The following is a 19,282-nucleotide window of genomic DNA, read 5'->3' as shown; positions in this document are numbered from 1 at the left end:
ATAAAACATCTTTTTTCTTACGTTTTTCTTACGTTTTTATCTTACCTGTATATTGCATTCATGCATAATAATACAACTTACTCGCATATTCTGTCGTTTTATTCACACGGTACCGCGTGAAAGTCTATTTCTTCTGTCTAGTCTCGTTGCAAAATGTAATGTTTTTTGTACACTGTAATTTTCGTTATTTTTCTGTGTTTCTTCTATCTTTTATGCAAAAAGGGACCCCCGGTCTTAACCGGAGATCCCTTTGGATTTCTCAAAATCAGATTAGCAGATTCCCTGAGCCATCATAGCGTCAGCTACTTTCTCAAAGCCTGCGATGTTAGCGCCCATAACATAGTCGCCCTCATGGCCGTAACGTTTTGCAGCATCAACCATGTTGTGTGTGATGTTGATCATGATATTTTTCAGTTTTGCATCAACTTCATCGAAGGTCCAGGACAGACGCTCGGAGTTCTGGGACATCTCGAGTGCGGATGTTGCAACACCACCTGCATTTGCAGCTTTTCCAGGTGCGAAGATTACGCCGTGCTCCTGCAGATATTTGGTTGCTTCCAGAGTAGTAGGCATGTTAGCGCCCTCGCATACTGCAGTGCATCCGTTCTCAACAAGTGCTTTTGCATCCTCAAGCAGCAGCTCGTTCTGAGTTGCGCAAGGAAGAGCAAGGTCTGCTTTTACAACCCATACGCCGCGTCCTTCGTGGTACTCAGAGTTTGGACGATATTTCTTGTACTCGGTCAGACGGGCACGATTTACTTCTTTGATCTCTTTTAATGCAGCTACATCGATTCCGTCTGGATCGTAAACCCATCCGTTGGAGTCAGAGCAGGTGAGAACTTTCACACCAAGCTGAGTAGCTTTCTCGATTGCATAGATTGCAACGTTTCCGGAACCGGATACACAAGCGGTCTTGCCTGCGATGTCGATGCCGTTCAGTTTCAGCAGCTCCTGGGTCAGGTACAGCAGTCCGTATCCGGTAGCCTCTGTTCTTGCTAAAGATCCGCCGTAGCTTAAACCTTTACCAGTCAGAACGCCTTCGTATACGCCGCGGATTCTCTTGTACTGTCCGAACATGAAGCCGATCTCTCTTGCGCCTGTTCCGATGTCACCAGCCGGTACGTCGGTGTCTGCGCCGATATATTTGCAAAGCTCTGTCATAAAGCTCTGGCAGAATGCCATGATCTCTCTGTCAGATTTTCCTTTCGGATCGAAGTCAGAACCACCTTTACCTCCGCCGATCGGAAGGCTGGTCAGTGAGTTTTTGAATACCTGCTCGAATCCCAGGAATTTGATAATACCAATATTTACAGAAGGATGCAGACGGATTCCTCCTTTGTAAGGTCCGATTGCACTGTTAAACTGTACACGATATCCGGTGTTTACATGAGCCTGTCCTTTATCGTCTACCCACGGCACACGGAATTTGATCTGACGCTCTGGCTCTACCATTCTCTCCAGAAGAGCGACTTTTCTGTATTTTTCCTCGTTTGCTTCAATAACAGGGCGAAGAGATTCCAGAACCTCTTTGACTGCCTGATGGAATTCCGGCTCAGCTGGGTTTTTTGCAACTACGGACTCAATAACCTCATCTACGTATGACATGTTAGTTTCCTCCTTGAAATTTCTCCCTTAATGTAGTGCAGAAAGATTTCTTTAAAAGATCCATCTGCGGTTCTCATCAGCCTTAAAGCGTGGAGAAAATCATTTCCGCACTCTCTCGCGTCTCCGGTGGATTCTCCCGTCCTCCGGATCACTTAATTTTATAAGGTCAACGATTGGTTGATATTATAGCATAAAATATCCGGTTTTTGCAATATTTCACGCAAAAAATTCCTAATAAATCATGATTTTGTAGCGTTTTCTAATATTTACCCAGTATTTTTGTCGATTTTGTATATTTTTACCGAAAGTACTATAAAATTTCGCGTGCTGATTCTTTAGAAAATAAAGATTAGCTGCGGTTTTTTGTTTTTATATTAGGTGTTTTCGATTTTTTCTTCACGCTCCAGCCAAAGGTTCCCTGCTTTTTCCCGATTCCAAAGTACTCTCCGTGGGAATACACAATCGGTTTCGCGCGGTTCAGATCGAAGCGGCCGCGCTCATCCATGTATGCCTCATCCGCATGGACAGCCACAACTTTTGCAAGAAACATGTGATGCGAGCCCAGTTCGAGCACCTGCTCCACTTTACACTCGATATTAACCGGCGACTCCCCGATCATCGGTGCGGAAATCTCCTCCGCCTCGACTTTCGTCAGTTTCATCTCTTTGAACTTATCCACATCTCTTCCCGAGCGCACGCCGCAGTAGTCGGTCGCATAGCAGAGGTCCTCCGTCGTCAGGTTGATGACGAACGCACCGCTCTCTTTGATCATCTGATAGCTGTAGCGTTCCGGCCGCACCGAGATCGATACCATCGGAGGATTCGTACACACCGTGCCGGCCCAGGCAACGGTGATGATGTTGTCCTCCCCGTTCTTTCCGCGCACCGACACCATGACCGCCGGCAGCGGATACAGCATATTTCCCGCTTTCCATGTCTGTTTTCCCATTCTTATTTCTTTCCTTTCCTCTTTTTCACTCTTTTATGACCGAAAAAAGCGTGCCCCGGATCTGTTTTCAGGCCCGGAACCACGCTTTTTTATTTTTTCTGTTTTTACTGATTCTGCAGCGCCATCATAAATGCCGGAATCAGCTGTTTCTTTCTCGATACAACACCCTTCAGCTCGCAGCTGACCTCGTTGACCGGAAGATCTTCAAAAGCTTTTTCGATGACTTCCTTTGCCCCGCTTCCATAATACAGAAGCTCTGTAGATTCTTCTATAATATTGGTCAGCATAAAGAATACCATCTCGATGCCGTGTTTTCCGCACTCGCTTTCCATCTGCGGCAGAAGCTGTTCCTTGATGGATTCCAGTTCGCCCGCATCGAGGGATGTAATCTGGCCGACACCAAACGTAACATCGCCCATGATGAATTTTTTGAAATCCTGGTAGAAAATTTCTTCCGGTGATTTATCTTTCAGGTTGCTTCCTGCACGGAACATTTCGGATGCAAACTCCGGAATGCTGATGCCTGCAATGTCCGCCAGTGCCTCTGCTGCCGCTTTGTCAAGAAACGTACACGTCGGCGACCGGAACATCAGCGTATCGGAAATGATGGCTGCGCAGAGCAGTCCTGCGATGTTCGGCGCGATCTCCAGCTCTTTTTCCTTATAAATTTCATACATAATCGTTCCCGTGCAGCCCACCGGCTCATTGCGGAACATAACCGGCGCCATCGTCTCAAGTGATCCCAGACGATGATGGTCGATGATCTCGAGAATCTCCGCCTCTTTGACGTTATCGACCGCCTGTGATTCCTCATTGTGATCGACGAGAATCAGTTTCTTTCCTGCATTTCCGATCAGGTTCCGACGGGAAATCGTTCCCACATATTTTCCTTTCTTGTTCAGAATCGGGAAATCGCGGTGTCTCTGATTTTTCATAACTTCTTTGATATCATCGAGGAAATCTTCGGTGTTGAACGTGATCAGATTGCTTCTGCGCATCAGATATTTGACCGGAATACTCTGGTTAATCAGACGCGCAATCGTATACGTGTCATGCGGACTGCTGATGATCACACAGCATTTTTCCTCTGCAAATTTCTGAATCGTTTTCGTCACCTTTGCGCCAAGTCCGACGATAATGCAGCTTGCATCCATCTCGATTGCACAGAGCTGGTCCTCCGCACGGTTTCCGAGAATGACAAGGTCATCTTTTTCGATGTAGTTCTCCATCGTATCCGGATGGAATGCGCCGACAACGACTTTTCCGCGGATAAAATAACCATGTTCATTTCCGACAATAACCGAACCATCCAACGTATCCGCGATACTGCGGTATTGCGTCCTTGCCAGTGACATGACATGGCTGTCATAAGAATCCATATAGGATTCTGCGATATCACTGACCGTAATCACGCCCTGCAGATCATTGTCCGGCGAAGTAATCGGCAGTGTGACCACGTTGTTGTTTTTCATCATGGAATACGCTTTCTTCACGGAAATCGTGCCCGGTACGCTCGGCACCTCATGGATTTCAATTTCCTTTACCTGCGTTCCCGCATTCGGCAGATACCCCGGTGCGCGCACGCCAAAACGCTTCAGTACATACTCGGTCTCCTCATTGATCTGACCGGCACGCCGCGCCATGTAGGTTTTGGTTTTATCTGTCCTGTTCTTGATATCCGCATAGGCAATCGCCGAACAAATGGAATCCGTATCCGGATTTTTATGTCCAATTACATAAACTCTTGAATTTGATTTCATAATAGTACTCCTCCCTTCTGTATGTTTGTGGTATACAGTAAGTTCGTCCCGGTAGTTTTACTTCTTTTTTTGTAACGACTACAGTTACTGCTCACTTCGTGACCAGTAACCGCCGCCCTGCACATGCAAATTCGCTCCGCGAAGTTCCGGGCGGCCACCTGAATCACTTTCTCCTGCAGCCGCGCAGCAAGTGCGCGTCTCAGTAATTTTGGTAACGACTACACACATATTACCATCCTTTTTTCATCTGGTCAAAGAAAATCTTTTATGTTAAGATAAACGCAGATAGAAAAACGTGCAAAATTGAACCCGATTTTTTCATAAATCCACAATTTTCCTCTCGTTTTCCTGTTATTCTTACGAAAAAGGGGTGTTTCATTATGTCAGAAGAAAAATTAACCATGGATGACTTCTCCGCAGAGCTGGAAGCTTCCTTCAAAAAAATTGAGGAAGGCGACATGCTCACCGGAACCGTCATCTCCGTAGATGAAAAAGAGGTGATTCTCGATCTGAAATACTACGCAGAGGGCGTCATCCGCGCCGAGGACTTCAGCAACGAGCCTGGCTTCTCCTTAAAAGACGCTGTTCAGGTCGGTGACGAAATCACCGCAACCGTGATCCGCAAAGACGACGGCCACGGCAACATTCTTCTCTCCCGCGCAGAGGCAAACGATATCCTCGCATGGGAAAAACTCGCACAGTACAAAGAAGAGAAAACCGTACTGGATGTAAAAGTCAAAGGAATCGTAAACGCCGGTGTTATCGCTTACGTCGAAGGAATCCGCGGCTTCATCCCGGCTTCCAAACTCTCCCTGAACTACGTGGAAGATCTGAATGAATACTTAAACAAAGACATTCAGGTACAGGTTTTTGACCTCGACAAAGAAAAAGACCGCCTGATCCTCTCCGCCCGCGAGCTTCTCCGTGAAAAAGCAGATGAGGACCGCAAAGAGAAAATTTCCAACGTAGAAGTCGGCCTTGTTACCGAAGGAACCGTGGAAAGCCTGCAGCCATACGGCGCATTCATCAACCTCGGAAACGGCCTCTCAGGCCTCGTCCACATCTCCCAGATTTGCGCCAAACGCATCAAACATCCGTCCGCAGTTCTGGCAGTCGGCGATAAAGTCAAAGTAAAAGTCATTGCCATCAAAGACGGCAAACTCAGTCTCTCCATGAAGGCACTCGACGACGTTGCCGCCGAAGAAATTCAGGAAGAAACCATCGAACTCCCGGAGACAGAGGAAGTGACAACGACATTGGAATCGCTGTTTAAAAATATTAAGCTGAACTAAAGCTGCATCAAAAAAACAGACTTTCCATTCTCACGCATTCCTGCGTGTATCTGGAAAGTCTGCTTTCTATTATAAGAATTCTATTAGCCCTTTACAGCTCCAATCACAATACCTTTCACAAAGTATTTCTGGAAGAATGGATACACAACCAGAATTGGAAGTGCTCCCATAACTGCAACGGCCATTTTGATACCAGTTGCCGGAAGTGTAATGCTTTGTGTCAATGCTCCTCCTGAAGCACCGCTCATCAGATACTGCACATCCAGAAGCATCTTATTCAGCAGAACCTGAATACTGTACAGTTTATCGTTGTTGATATAGTACAGACCATTCAACCAGTCATTCCAGTATCCGAGGCCGACCAGAAGTGCCAGTGTAGCAATAATCGGCGTAGACATCGGAAGAACAATTTTTGCCAGAATTCTCCACTCACCTGCTCCGTCAATTCTTGCAGCCTCGATGACCGCATCAGGAATATTGGTGGTGAAATACGTTCTCATCATGATGACATAGAAAGCTCCCATCAGAAGATTTGGAACAATCAGTGCCCAGATGGTATTTTTAATATGAAAGATTCCAGTCCACATCATATAGGACGGTACCAAGCCACCGTTGAACAACATCGTAAAGAAAATCACAAAGGAGAAAAATGCTTTTCCCGGAAGCTCTTTTCTTGACAGTGGATAGGCAAACAGTGTTGTCAGAGTCAGGTTTGCCACGGTTCCGACTACCGTTACCAGTGCGGAAATGATATAACCTCTTACAATACTGCCTGAATCTACCAGCAGTGTTTTGTATGCATCAAAACTGATTTCACGCGGCCAGAAAGAATATCCATATTTTAATAGAATGTTCTCTTTGGTGATTGATGACATAATCAGCAGAATAAACGGGACGATACACATAGCGGACAGTAAGATCATAATCACATTAGCTGCAATCTGAAAGCTTTTATTTCTTTCAACCATTTTTCATACTCTCCCTTCGCTTAGAATAATGCACTGTTTTCGTCCAGTCTTCGAACAATCAGGTTTGCAATCAGTACCAGTGCAAATCCTACCAGTGACTGATAAAGACCTGCTGCAGATGCCATACCGATGTTGTTCAGCTCCATCAATCCACGATATACGTAAGTATCGATGGTGTTTGTCACGTCGATCAGCGGTCCGCTGTTCATTGGTACCTGATAGAACAGTCCGAAATCGGAATAGAAAATACGTCCTACGCTCATCAGGGTCAGTGTGATAATGGTTGTTTTCAGTCCCGGCAGTGTGATATGCAGAATTCTCTGCCAGCGGTTCGCACCGTCGATAGATGCAGACTCGTAAAGACTGGCATCCAATCCTACTACCGTTGCATAATAGATAATGCAGTTATATCCCAGGTTTTTCCATACATTGACAAAGATCAAAATGAATGGCCAGTACTTCGGATCAGAATACCATCCGATGCCCTGTTTTCCCATTGGTTTCAGAATACTGTTATTAATGAATCCGGCATCTGTGCTGAGGAATCCATATACCAGGTAGCTGACAACGACGATAGAAATCAGGAACGGTACCAGAATTAACGTCTGGTATATTTTCTTTCCCATCGTGGAACGGATTTCATTCAGCAGAATTGCCACTGCAATTGCAAGTACGGTTCCGACTACGATAAAGATTACGTTGTATCCCAGTGTGTTTCTTGTAATTGTCCAAGCATCTTTTGTCTTAAACAAAAACTCAAAGTTTTTAAGACCTGTAAACGGGCTTTTGAAGATTCCCAGACTGTAATTATATTTCTTGAATGCAATGATAATTCCAGCCATAGGCATATAGTTATTGATAAATAAGTATACAAGCCCCGGAAGCAGCATCAGATACATGGGAATAAATCTGCGGATTTTACCCCAATTTCTTTTCATCTTCCCAGCCTCCATTATTTGTTGGCTTCCAGCCAATCATCTAACTGTCTCTGTTTCTCAGCGATGATGGTATCTGCTCCTGCTGCTTTCAACTCATCCAGGAATTTCGGAATGGTAGTTTCTGGATCCAAGGAACCGCACTGCAGTGCAGGACCATATTTGGCAGTTACGTTTGCGCATGCAGTTACTTCGTTCTGTACATTTGTGTTGTCCCATGCAAAACCTTTGGCCGGAGAAACAACCGCATTGTTGTTGAACTCCTGGGTCTGATCCCAGATATCCGGATCATTTCCTTCCCATACATAGGAAATTGCCTCATTCGGCCAAGCCCATGGAAGACTGGTGTAACCTGTGTTACTTGCTGTTACACCGTCTGGGTAGTTGATGACACCGTTGTCTTTGTCTGTAAACTCATAATGAGTTCCTTCCAGACCATTGATAAGAATATTTGCCAGATCCGGGTTTGTGTAGATCTCGTTTAATACCTGTACAGCTCTTTCCGGTTTATCACTGTTATGCGGAACATACCATACAATGTCAACACGTGTTGTGGTAGTATATGGTTCTACCAGATTCAAAACAACGATTTCTTTTCCGGACTCTTTTTCGATCTCCTGCTCGATACCTGGTTTTGTATTTGTAAAACGTCCAAAACCTTTACCAGAACCAATCAGACTATTTGCCATTTCAGTAGAAGTGGAAGCATCCGGCATGATCAGACCTTTCTGCGCCCAGTCATAGCGAAGTTTCATTTCGTTCATATATTTATCTGTTGCGTAGTAATTAATAACTTCTGTGCTGTCAGAAGATACACTCTCTAAAGATCCGATATCTCCACCAAGGTCATCTGGATTTGTCATAAGGCTCATGGAACCCACATGAGAAACAATGGGATATACATCTGGATACATTTCTTTTACTTTTTCAAGGAGCGGCTCCAACTCCTCTTCTGTTTTAATAGAACTATAGTCAATTCCGGTTGCATCTGCCATCTCTTTATTCATAGCAAATCCCCATCCCGTTGCTTTCTCTTTATTGGACGGAACACCATAAATATTGCCGTTAAAGGTTACACATTTCCAGTCGGATTCACTGATTTCAGATTTCATATCGCTGCCATAGCTGTCCAGATAATCCGTAATCGGAAGGATCTGTCCGCTGCTGATTGCAGATGTTACATTTCCACAGTACTCATACATCAGATCCAATTTTTCAGAAGATGCCAGTGTCAGGTTGACCTGCTGATCATAACTTCCAAATCCAACACGAGTCAGCTCAACTTTAGTATTGAATTTTTCCTCGGTGATTTTGCTTGCTGCCTCAGAAATTTTTGCGCAGTCATCTGTGCTGGCATCGCCAGGTGCCAGAATTTTTACCGTATAGCTGTCCTGATTGCTGCTGTCTGCGCTCTTGGAAGATCCGTCATTTGAGCTGGACGCGTTATCGCTTCCGCAACCTGCCAGCATACTTCCCGCCATAACAGAAACAAGTAAAAATGCCATTGCTTTTTTCTTATTCATTACATTTCTCTCCTTTGTTCTTTTCTTTGTTTTACGAATAGCTATATCCTATCAAAGAAATATCTCTTTCTCTATAAAATCTGTGACTTTCTCTTTATATATTGTGACATACCACTGTAACTTTCGTTATTTTAACGAATCTGTATACTTATTTCTTGAAAACACACGACATCTATATTAGAATAAATGGCATGTTCCAACAGTTGAAACGCTCACACGATTTTTCTTATATTGTTATATTTTGGGAGGTTCTTATGTTATCTCGTAAAAATTTTTACATCTCATCAAAAATTTTTTTCACCTTTATAAGCCTTATCATGCTTATTCCGCTTACATTTCTGACGATATTTTTTGATTTCTACTCACTTCGCCTGCTGAACCGCGAAATCGCTTCTGCAAATCGAAATGCTCTGTTTCTCTATCAGGAACAGTTAGAAGCAGATCTTTCCCAGATAGAAACCTCAATGGCACAGAACTGGGCTACGAACTGGAATTATCAGAAACTAAAATATAAACTTGATCCGCTCGATGTTCATTTAAATACACTCTCCATTGTGAATAAAGCACGGGAACAGCTTGCTCTGACAGAATGTCTCGGTGCTGTCTATATTTATTCTGCTCCCAATGATGTCTGCCGCTGTGCCTATCAGGACTGCTATTCCTATAAAGAATTAATAACAATGCAGAATTACGTAAAATCCCTTGATTTTGAATCAACTCCCAAATCCTGGTTTTACGATAAAGTCGGTGATAAATACTTTTTGGTTCGCCTTATCGGTTTTTCCAATGCCTACAGTGTTTCTCTCGTAGATTTTGATCTGGTCATGGCTCCATCTCGCCTCGCCACACAGACGCATAAAACTAGTTCACTCGTCTATCTTTCCAACGACGGAACCGTATTAAATCCTTCTAAAACCATTACAGAAAATAAACTGACCTTTTCGCCTGAAGACAATAACCACATCAAAAAAGGACAAAAAGAAAACTTTTTTGTTGTACAGGATCGCTTAAAATATGCTGATATTACCATGCTTTACCTTTCCCCTTACCAGGGAAGCCAGTTTTATTTAAATGCGACACAGATGTTTGCCATCATTGCCTCTGTGCTGGCACTGCTTTTGATTCCGTTCATGTGTTTTTTGGCCATCAAAATTTACTTTTCTCCATTAAGAGATGCAATCGCTACCATGGAGAATATTCGAAACGGTAAATTGAACTCAAAACTGCAGGAAACACAGTTTATCCGTGAATTTTCCGTCTTTAATTCCACTTTTAACCGAATGATGGATGAAATTCACAATCTGAAAATCCGCACTTATGAAAATAAGCTGATCATTCAAAAATCTCAGCTGCAATATTTTCAAATTCAGTTGAAGCCTCATTTTTATCTGAACTGCCTGAAAACTCTTTACGGTATGATTCAACAGAATAAAGGAAACGATGCACAGCAAATGATTTTATATGTTTCCCAGTATATCCGCTATACCTTCCGCGACAACAGCAGTCTTGTGCCACTGCAGACGGAACTGAATCAGGTACAGAATTATTATAAACTTCAGAAGCTAAACACAAGAGATTCTTCTGAGCTGACCATTTCTGCCGATCCCGCTGTTTCAAAGTTTCCGGTTCCCATGCTCTGCATTCAAACATTCGTCGAAAATTCTTTTAAGCATGGGCGAATCTCCAGCCAGCCGCTCAATGTACACATTTCCGTACAGCTGACAGAGACTGAAGAAGGAAATTATTTAAATATCAGTATTCAGGATAACGGAACCGGATTTCCGGACGAATTTCTGCAGTCCTTTCTGCAACATACAGAAGATGCAGTAACCGGACAGCACATCGGTATACACAATCTCCGTCAACGACTTACCTTACTTTACGGTGATCAGGCCGGACTGATCTGTATGAACAATTCCTCCGGCGCCCTGACAGAAATTATCCTGCCCATCCAGGAAGAACCAAATACCAGTTCAGAAACTAAAAGTAGCTTACTCTCAAACGAAAATTTGTTTTCATTATCCTAGAAAGAGGAGGAATCCCGAATGAATGTATTGATTATTGATGACCAACCCGATGTTGTCGCCGGTATTCATTCCGGCATCAACTGGGATGCGCTTTCCATCCGACAGGTTTTCTATGCTAACGACATTATCCGTGCGCGTGAAATTCTTTCAAACAATTCCGTGGATATCATGCTCTGCGATATCGAAATGCCGCTCGGCAGCGGTCTTGAACTTTATGAATGGGTTGCGGAGCATTTTCCAGAAATCAAATGTATTTTTCTCACCTCACATGAAGATTTTTCCTATGCACAAAAAGCACTGCAACTCGGCGGATTCGATTATCTGATTCAGCCCGCTCCCTACAGTGCAATTGAGGTTTCCATTCAGAAAGCAGTCCTGCAAATTCAAAAGGAAAAAAAGGAAAAATTTTACAGTGAATATGGAAACTATTTCAGCAAACGCGAAATGGATCTTCTTGATGTGCTTTTAAATGAATTTTTGCAGAAACAGCCTGCAGAACCGCAGAATATCCTGAGTTTTCTGGACACGATCTCCATAAAACTCGATCCCGGCCGTTCCTGTGTTCTGACTTTGATTGATATTCTCGAACAGGACACGCCACATCCAGTTCGTGACCTTTCTCTCCTCCGCTCTATCCTGCAGAATGTCATTTCCGAGCTGTTTAAGCCGTTCACTAAAAAACTGCTTTTCTGCCATGTCCACGAACAGGTTTTTGCCCTTATTTTATACGAAACCGATAATTTTACAAAAGATCAGGTGCAAATTTATTTGCATACTTTTGTGGAAGCCGCTTCACAGTATCTCCACTTTAAAATAGCATGCTACTGTGCTCATTCTGCAAATTTTCTTCTGCTACCAGATAAAATACAGCAGCTTTTGGAACAGCGCAGTGAAAATGTGGCAAACTATAGCGGTATTTTTTATCAGAAATCCAGTATTTCCCAGGTTCCCTACACCCCTCCGGATTTTGTCCACTGGAATGTCATGCTCTCCTCTGGTTATTACGATGCCGTCCGTGCAGACATGCATGATTATCTGCTCCGCCAAAAAGAATCCGGTCATGTAAACCAGAAAATGCTCAGTCTCTTTTTACAGGATTTTCTTCAGCTCTTCTATCAGATTCTGAACCATCACCACATCGGTGCACACGGTGTTTTTGAAAAAGAATACGATATTCACGCTCTGAACAACTCCTGTCATTCTATAGAAGAGATGCATAAACTGCTTGATTTTTCCGTTGATTATCTAAAAAGCCTTCAAATTAGCGCAGAACCAGGTGTTTCACAGATCGACCAGGTGGTAAATTTTATTCAGAAAAATATTCACCAGAATGTTACCCGCACCGAAATCGCACATCAGGTATACATGAACCCGGAATACCTCTCCCGGCTTTTCAAAAAGGTAAAAGGAATTTCACTTTCTGACTATATCGTGCAGGAAAAACTGAAAATTGCGATTTCCCTGCTTGAGGGAACCAATCTCCCGGTCAGTGTAATTGCAACGAATATCGGCTACACGAATTTTTCTTATTTTACACAGGTATTCAAAAAAGTCTACGGAATTTCTCCGAGTGAATACCGTCAAAAGAAAAAATAATGCAAAAATAGTACTGCGGAGCGTAAAGTTTTCCCAAATAAATGTTAATACCCGGGTATAACGAAAATACGTTCCGCAGTATTTTATTTTTGCATTACTGTTTTATCTTCAAACAAGTTTTTATACCGGCATCGCCGCCACAAAATAATACATCACAACAAAATGACAGAAGCTGCCACCCATCACAAACAGATGGAAAATTTCATGTGTTCCGAACTTTTTATGCTTCGCGTTAAACATCGGCATTTTTAAGGAGTAAATCACCCCGCCGACCGTGTAAATGATGCCACCCGCCAGCAACCATCCAAATGCCGGCCGTGAAAGAGCCAGAAACAGCGGATGAAATGCCAGTACACACAGCCATCCCATTGCGATATACAACACTGAGGAAAACCACTTCGGACAATTGATCCAGAATGCCTTGACAAGAATTCCGCCAATTGCAGCTGCCCACACCAATGCACAAAGTACAATTCCCGTCCGTCCATGCAGCGCAATCAGACAGATCGGCGTATAACTTCCCGCAATCAGCACGGAAATCATCATATGATCAAACTTCTTCAGTCGACGGTTTACCTTCCCATTTACATCAAACGTGTGATACACGGTGCTCGCCAGATACAGCAAAATCATACTCAGCATAAACACCGCCATCGCAACCACATGCAGATGATCCGGCTCCCGCGCCGCCTTCAAAAGCAATGGCAGCGTTCCCACCACCGCCAGGATCAGCGCAATCCCATGTGTAATCGCACTGCCAGGATCCTTGATTCCATTTTTTCTGATATACTTCATTCTACTCACTCCTTTCCTGTCAGAAACGCTGTGTATTTTAATTACTACTTTATGTAGTTTTCATTACTACTTATCATTGTTTCTTTTATTATAGCAGGATAAAATTATTTTTCAAGTCAAAATATCTATTTTCTTTTGAAAATGTTCGACCTGCTTTGACACAAAAAAACAGACTGCTCGCTTACGCATACCATTGTGCCTGTTTGAGCCGTCTGTTTTTGTATTTTTATTGCTTCTTCGCTTGAATCAGCTTCCATTTTTCTACCCGCGAAAGCTGCTTAATTTCCCATTCTCTCCGCATAGCCTCCTGTTTTGTTAAAAAGGTTTCAAAATACACCAGTTTTACCGGTTTGCGGCTCTTTGTATATTTCGCTCCTTTTCCAGCATTGTGTGCCTTTACTCTGCGTTCCAAATTATTGGTCCAGCCTGTATAAAAAGATCCATCGCTGCATTCCAGAATATATGTAAAATTCCCCTGTTCCATTTCAAATTCCGTTCCTTCTGTTCATCTGTATTCTATGTAACTTTAACACTCGGTTCTTTTAGGCGCAATCAAAAAAATAAGAAAGAGTCCTGCTTCGCAGGAAAATTCAACGAAGTTTCCTGTAAGCAAAAAACCGTCCGGATTTCTCCGAACGGTTTTCTCATTTTTATTTTTACTGCATTGCCAGCTCATCTACCGCCAGTTTCAATGCGCCCATGATACCCTGGTTGTCGTTCAGGCTTGGAAGTACAATGTAGCTGTCGAGATCCTCAAGTTCTTTTGTTACAAGATATCCGTTCAGCTGTTTCTTTACTTCTTCTCTTACGAGCGGCATCATATGCTCCTGATGCATAACGCCTCCGCCCAAAACGATTCTCTGCGGGGAGAGCAGCATGATGCAGTCTACAAGTGCCTGTCCGATATAGTAAGCCTCAAGCTCCCATACCTCTTTTTTGTCTGCCAGCTCAATACCTTTTTTGCCCCAGCGTGCTTCAATGGCAGGACCTGCAGCAAGGCCTTCCAGGCAGTTGCTGTGATACGGGCATTTTCCGCCGTAAGTATCTTTCGGATGTCTGGTCAGCAGAACGTGTCCGCCTTCCGGATGAAGCATGCCGTGCAACAGCTTGCCATTGGAAATAATTCCCATTCCAACGCCCGTTCCGATGGTGATGTAAATGCTGTTGTCCAGACCTTTTGTGATTCCCCAGGTAGCCTCACCCAGTGCAGAACCGTTTACATCGGTATCAAATCCAACCGGGATGTCCAGTGCATCTGCGAAAGCGCCTACGATGTTGTAGTTCTTCCATGCTAATTTGGGAGTTGTGGTAATGTAACCATATGTTTCGGATTTTCTGTTCAGGTCGATCGGTCCAAAGCAACCGATTCCCAGTGCCTGAATGTCCTTCTCTTTGAAATACTCAATCATTTTCGGAACGGTAATTTCCGGTGTCTCGGTCGGGATAGAAATTCTCTCATAAATTTCTCCATTTGCGTTTCCAATTGCGCAGACCATCTTTGTTCCGCCTGCTTCTAATGCTCCAAGTCTCATTGTGTTTTTCTCCTCTCTTATGCTTCTGGATTTGAGCAGATTACAGAAAGTTTTCCTTCAAATCTGCATCCATTAAAATTAGCCGGTATAATAAAGTGAGTACCTTTCTTAACCGGAATACCGTTTACAGTACCCTCTCCGGCGATTACACTTACATTAGTATAATATTTTTTCGCATCCAAGGTGAATACACCGTCGATGTCGTATTTATCTACAGAGTAGAACTTGCATGTTACAAAATGGGTATGTACCGCGCCCGGGATTTCCTCTGTAAAGGTATCGATATCTGCCGGTTTAAACGGAGCCTCGATAACATCGATACTCTGCTCTACATGAAGCTGTCTCGGTTTGCCGTTCTGCAGTCTGTCATAATCGTATACACGATAGGTGATATCGCTGCTCTGCTGTGTCTCCAGAATCAGTGTGCCGCCTTTGATGGCATGTACGCATCCCGGATTGATCTGGAAGAAATCTCCCTTATGTACCGGCACTTTGCGGATGAAATCGCTCCACTCATGATTGCGGATCATTTTCTCCACTTCTGCCTTGTCTTTTGCATTGTGTCCGATAACAATTTCTGTACCCGGTTCGCAGTCCAGCACGTACCAGCACTCGGTCTTTCCAAGAGATCCATTCTCATGCTCTCCTGCATAAGCATCATCTGGATGAACCTGGATGCTCAGATCATTTTTTGCATCAATGATCTTGATCAGCAGCGGAACCTGGCTTCCCGGGTAATTTCCGAAAATTTCCGGCTCCTCTTTCCAGAGCTCACCTAATGTTTTTCCATCAAATCTTCCGCCTGCCACACGGCTCATTCCGTTGGCATGTCCGCTGATCGCCCAGCACTCGCCGGTTGTATCGCTCGGAATTTCGTAATCAAATACGTCTCTTAACTTTGTTCCACCCCAGATTGCTTCTTTGAACACCGGGTCCATAAATAAAAGCTCCATATTTTTCTAATCCTCCTTGTTTTCAGGATCTGTCCACTACATCTATTTTAACCGATAACATTCAAAAACGAAACCCCTAAAATGACAAACTTTCACATTTTCTGTAACCGGTTACTTTCCTTTTATTCCACCCTTTTTCTATATCAAAACAATCCTGTTTGTTATATGTAAAGCTGACTGTTTTCAGCCAGCCTTTTTTATAAAAAGCAATCGAAAAACGGTATTTTACCATCCGCGGTCTGCGCCGCCTTTTTTGTATTCAAAACCTGTAAAAAAGATTCGATTGCGAATCCTACACTTTATAATACTTTCCCGCATCCCATTTCGTGCAGGTCCTCTTTTTTATTCCGAAATTGCCGGGAGATATACCATAGGATCAATGGCTTTTCCGTCTTTTTTCATCTCAAAGAAAAGATTGCTTCCCTCTTTTACATAATATTTCGTCGGTGCTGCAACTGCTCCGATCCGTGCTGCTTTCTGAACTTTCTGGCCTGCCTCGAGGGAAACGTCTGTGAGCTGTCCGTAGATGGCTTCGTATCCATTTCCAAGATTCATGGTGACGGTGAGGCCGGTTCTTGCATCATTTTCCACACTCACAACTTCTCCGTCCGCTGCCGCCAGAACCGGAGTTCCTTCTGCCGCCGAGAAAACAACGCCTGGATTGCACTGGTAAAGATCCAGTGTCGGGAAATAAACGGTATTTTCCATGTTATACGGAATCAGAACTGTTCCAGTAACCGGCAGTTCCATGATTGTCGCTTCGCTGAACATCAGATCCTGTGCAGCCCCTGCTGTCTCAACTGCCGTTTCCTGATTTTCTGCAGAATCCACAGTTCCGGATGCTGCACTCGTTTCTTCATTCGCCGCTGTTTCTCCTGATCCTGTTTCTCCGTTCTGATCCGCCGCTGTTCCGTTTACCGCCTGCGCGTCCTGTCTTTCTGTATTCCCATCTGATTCTTCCGGTGTATTCTGAGCCGTCTCTGCATCTGCTTCTGGATTTCCCGCCGCCTCTTCTTCACACGCCGCTTCCATTTCCGGCACCTGTTCCAGACTGTTTTCCACATCATCTGCCTGATCCTGTACGGCACGCGTTCCGTCTGCATCTCCCGCCGTCTCCTCCGTCTGCTGTTCTGTAGTTCCGGTGCTTTCGTCCTCTGTAAGCTGTGCCGTCTCTCCCTGTTTCGCCTGATCTGCCTTACCGTTTCTCGCATCCTGCTGCCAGGTCAGCACTCCGCCTGCAATCATCATTGCCAGTGCCGCTGTGATCACGCCGATTCTCAACTTGTCTCTTTTCATATTCTTACCACCTCTGCTGATATCTTTTTAAGCATTTCAGAGGCGTTTTTCGATTTCTCGCTCTCCTCCTGCTTTTCTACAGTAAGCAGTATTTCCCATCCGGCGCGATCTATACACAAAAACCGGATTTTTCCTTTCCGTTATCCACAATTTTTCCCCTGCGCTTCTTTCTTTTGTGGAAAACATAATTCTTTTCTGCGCATTCCGTGCAAAACATCCCCAATGTTATCCACACCTTATTTTCTCGACTTGCTTCACGTAAAAAAAAGAGCCGGAACCGGGAATTTTCTCCCGTTTCCAGCTCTCGCTTTCACCTGTATTTACTGTAATCTTCCATACACCGTACTCGCATCCGCGATGCTGTCCACCGCAGATCCCGAATCCGTCATGGCCTCTGCCGTAACAAGTATGTACTCTTCGCCTCCATATTCTGCAAAGCTGACCAGGCACTGACCCGCCTCATCGGTAAATCCGGTCTTTCCGCCTTCAATGACTGCCCCGTTCTCCAGTGTCGTACTCATCTCATAGCTGGTAAACCGGTGGAGCATCGTATCATACAGCGTAATTCCCTCCGGGTGTGATGCGGTAGCCTCCGTTGTGTAAACCTCCCTCGTCACGATCTCGCGAAACGTATCACTCTTCAGACACTCGCTCATCAGCACCGCAATATCACGGCAGGTAGAATAATGGTTGTCGTTATGTAGTCCCGTGCAGTTCTCAAAATGCGTATTGGTAAGTCCCAGTTCTTCTGCTTTCTGGTTCATCATGGCCACAAAACCTTCTTCCGATCCGCCGACTGCTCTCGCCAATGTCTCACATGCATCTGCGCCGGATGGCAGCAGCACACCATAGAGAAGATCACGAACCGTTGGCTGTTCGTACGGATTAAATCCCGCTACCGACGCATCCTGTGCCGTCAGTTCCTCGAAGATGTCCTCCGGAACCGTAATCGTCTCGTTCAGATCCGGAAGATTTTCAATGGTAAGCAGCGCTGTCATAATCTTTGTCATCGACGCCGGATAAATTCTCTCATCTCCGCCCAGATTCATCATCTCAGCCAGATCGCTTTCCCGCACCAGCAGGGCATGCTGACTGTTCAGACCATCTGACGAAATCTGCTGTACCGGCTCAGGCATCGGTGTAATCTCCTCCTCCGGGCTGGAATCCGATATCGGCTCTGAACTGTCCCCAGCAAGAGAGGATGACGAAACCGAAGAGGATGCACTTGCGTTTCCATCCGTCTGTTTTTTCTCGTTCTTCTGCATCTGATATCCAAGCACGCCAATCAATCCGATAATGATAACAAGCAGAACACTTAAAATCACTTTCTGCTGAAACTGGCGTCTTCGTCTTTTGTTTTTCTTTTTTTGTGCCATAAACAGATTCCTCCGTTCTTTTTTATTCTTTCAAAGCATAGTACATTTCCTGCTCTTTTGCAAGATTTTCGCCGTAACCTTAAGATAAACATAATCAAAATTGGTCCACCGGACCAATTTGGGATATGCAGAACAAAAAAAAGAACCCTCGAAAGGGTTCCACATAGTGAAGCATCGGGGATTCGAACCCCGGACAACTTGATTAAAAGTCAAGTGCTCTACCGACTGAGCTAATGCTCCGTAAAATATGCCTAGTTCCGGAATCGAACCAGAGACACGAGGATTTTCAGTCCTCTGCTCTACCAACTGAGCTAACTAGGCATAAAATTGCGGGAGTAGGATTTGAACCTACGACCTTCGGGTTATGAGCCCGACGAGCTTCCAGACTGCTCCATCCCGCGATATCCTATTTTTGTACTTGATTTCTCAAGTAAAGCCGATGATCGGACTCGAACCGATAACCTGCTGATTACAAATCAGCTGCTCTGCCAATTGAGCCACATCGGCCGATTGCCTGATTGGCAAGTGGGTGGTGGTGGATTCGAACCACCGAAGCAATTTGCAGCAGATTTACAGTCTGTCCCCTTTGGCCACTCGGGAAACCACCCATAAAAGAATGGGACCTACAGGGCTCGAACCTGTGACCCTCTGCTTGTAAGGCAGATGCTCTCCCAG

15 protein-coding genes and 5 tRNA genes are annotated in these 19,282 nt (G+C 44.4%); 3 read left to right on the top strand and 17 right to left on the bottom strand.

The window, feature by feature from the left end:
- Nucleotides 1–270: 270 nt before the first annotated feature.
- The 3 genes from gdhA to DW743_RS16580 form a co-directional block, all read right to left on the bottom strand.
- A complete protein-coding gene (gdhA, locus tag DW743_RS16590; RefSeq protein ID WP_055220308.1) occupies nt 271–1,605 on the bottom strand; it encodes an NADP-specific glutamate dehydrogenase in 1,335 nt (444 codons plus the stop codon).
- A gap of 349 nt (nt 1,606–1,954) precedes the next feature.
- A complete protein-coding gene (locus DW743_RS16585; RefSeq protein WP_117510675.1) occupies nt 1,955–2,554 on the bottom strand; it encodes a flavin reductase family protein in 600 nt (199 codons plus the stop codon).
- A 104-nt stretch (nt 2,555–2,658) separates the two neighbouring features.
- Nucleotides 2,659–4,314 (bottom strand): putative manganese-dependent inorganic diphosphatase, encoded by a 1,656-nt coding sequence (locus DW743_RS16580; protein WP_117762172.1) that lies wholly within the window; start codon nt 4,312–4,314, stop codon nt 2,659–2,661.
- Between the two features lie 380 nt (nt 4,315–4,694).
- On the opposite strand from DW743_RS16580, the gene DW743_RS16575 reads away from it, so the two are divergent.
- Nucleotides 4,695–5,606, top strand: coding sequence for a 30S ribosomal protein S1 (locus DW743_RS16575; protein ID WP_117762171.1), 912 nt, complete (start codon nt 4,695–4,697; stop codon nt 5,604–5,606).
- 83 nt (nt 5,607–5,689) lie between these two features.
- Here DW743_RS16575 and DW743_RS16570 read toward each other — a convergent pair whose 3' ends face one another.
- Genes DW743_RS16570 through DW743_RS16560 form a run of 3 tightly spaced genes read right to left on the bottom strand, consistent with a single transcriptional unit; the run spans nt 5,690 to nt 9,032 of the window.
- Complete coding sequence (locus DW743_RS16570; RefSeq protein ID WP_117762170.1) at nt 5,690–6,574, bottom strand: carbohydrate ABC transporter permease; 885 nt, start codon at nt 6,572–6,574, stop codon at nt 5,690–5,692.
- 20 nt (nt 6,575–6,594) lie between these two features.
- The gene (locus DW743_RS16565) at nt 6,595–7,512 is read right to left on the bottom strand and encodes an ABC transporter permease (protein WP_117762183.1); all 918 of its coding nucleotides are present in this window, start codon (nt 7,510–7,512) and stop codon (nt 6,595–6,597) included.
- Between the two features lie 14 nt (nt 7,513–7,526).
- Nucleotides 7,527–9,032, bottom strand: a complete 1,506-nt coding sequence (locus DW743_RS16560) for an ABC transporter substrate-binding protein (RefSeq protein WP_117762169.1) — start codon at nt 9,030–9,032, stop codon at nt 7,527–7,529.
- A 254-nt stretch (nt 9,033–9,286) separates the two neighbouring features.
- Between DW743_RS16560 and DW743_RS16555 the strand changes: the two genes are divergently transcribed.
- On the top strand, nt 9,287–11,059 hold the full coding sequence (locus DW743_RS16555; protein WP_158568591.1) for a sensor histidine kinase: 1,773 nt from the start codon (nt 9,287–9,289) through the stop codon (nt 11,057–11,059).
- Nucleotides 11,060–11,077: 18 nt separating this feature from the next.
- Nucleotides 11,078–12,655, top strand: coding sequence for a response regulator (locus DW743_RS16550; protein ID WP_117762167.1), 1,578 nt, complete (start codon nt 11,078–11,080; stop codon nt 12,653–12,655).
- A 120-nt stretch (nt 12,656–12,775) separates the two neighbouring features.
- Here the strand turns inward: DW743_RS16550 and trhA are convergent, their stop codons facing one another.
- The 11 genes from trhA to DW743_RS16495 form a co-directional block, all read right to left on the bottom strand.
- Nucleotides 12,776–13,450, bottom strand: coding sequence for a PAQR family membrane homeostasis protein TrhA (gene trhA / locus DW743_RS16545; RefSeq protein WP_117762166.1), 675 nt, complete (start codon nt 13,448–13,450; stop codon nt 12,776–12,778).
- A 226-nt stretch (nt 13,451–13,676) separates the two neighbouring features.
- On the bottom strand, nt 13,677–13,934 hold the full coding sequence (locus DW743_RS16540; protein WP_055220299.1) for a GIY-YIG nuclease family protein: 258 nt from the start codon (nt 13,932–13,934) through the stop codon (nt 13,677–13,679).
- A gap of 172 nt (nt 13,935–14,106) precedes the next feature.
- Nucleotides 14,107–14,982, bottom strand: coding sequence for an ROK family protein (locus tag DW743_RS16535; protein WP_022461220.1), 876 nt, complete (start codon nt 14,980–14,982; stop codon nt 14,107–14,109).
- A gap of 17 nt (nt 14,983–14,999) precedes the next feature.
- On the bottom strand, nt 15,000–15,935 hold the full coding sequence (manA, locus tag DW743_RS16530; RefSeq protein ID WP_022461221.1) for a mannose-6-phosphate isomerase, class I: 936 nt from the start codon (nt 15,933–15,935) through the stop codon (nt 15,000–15,002).
- A 342-nt stretch (nt 15,936–16,277) separates the two neighbouring features.
- A complete protein-coding gene (locus DW743_RS16525) occupies nt 16,278–17,231 on the bottom strand; it encodes a peptidoglycan DD-metalloendopeptidase family protein (protein WP_117762165.1) in 954 nt (317 codons plus the stop codon).
- 320 nt (nt 17,232–17,551) lie between these two features.
- Entirely contained in the window at nt 17,552–18,607 is a 1,056-nt protein-coding gene (locus tag DW743_RS16520; RefSeq protein ID WP_117762164.1) for a D-alanyl-D-alanine carboxypeptidase family protein, read from the bottom strand.
- Nucleotides 18,608–18,774: 167 nt separating this feature from the next.
- Nucleotides 18,775–18,847: transfer RNA gene (locus DW743_RS16515), tRNA-Lys, on the bottom strand.
- Nucleotides 18,848–18,855: 8 nt separating this feature from the next.
- Nucleotides 18,856–18,928: transfer RNA gene (locus DW743_RS16510), tRNA-Phe, on the bottom strand.
- Between the two features lie 6 nt (nt 18,929–18,934).
- A tRNA-Met gene (locus DW743_RS16505) sits at nt 18,935–19,008 on the bottom strand.
- A gap of 33 nt (nt 19,009–19,041) precedes the next feature.
- Nucleotides 19,042–19,114: transfer RNA gene (locus DW743_RS16500), tRNA-Thr, on the bottom strand.
- A gap of 19 nt (nt 19,115–19,133) precedes the next feature.
- A tRNA-Tyr gene (locus DW743_RS16495) sits at nt 19,134–19,215 on the bottom strand.
- Between the last annotated feature and the right edge of the window lie 67 nt (nt 19,216–19,282).

It is taken from the genome of Blautia sp. AM28-27 (assembly GCF_003480905.1).
Classification (GTDB): domain Bacteria; phylum Bacillota; class Clostridia; order Lachnospirales; family Lachnospiraceae; genus Fusicatenibacter; species Fusicatenibacter saccharivorans.
Note: the sequence above shows the minus strand (reverse complement) of the source record. Positions and strands in the feature narration are given on the sequence as shown.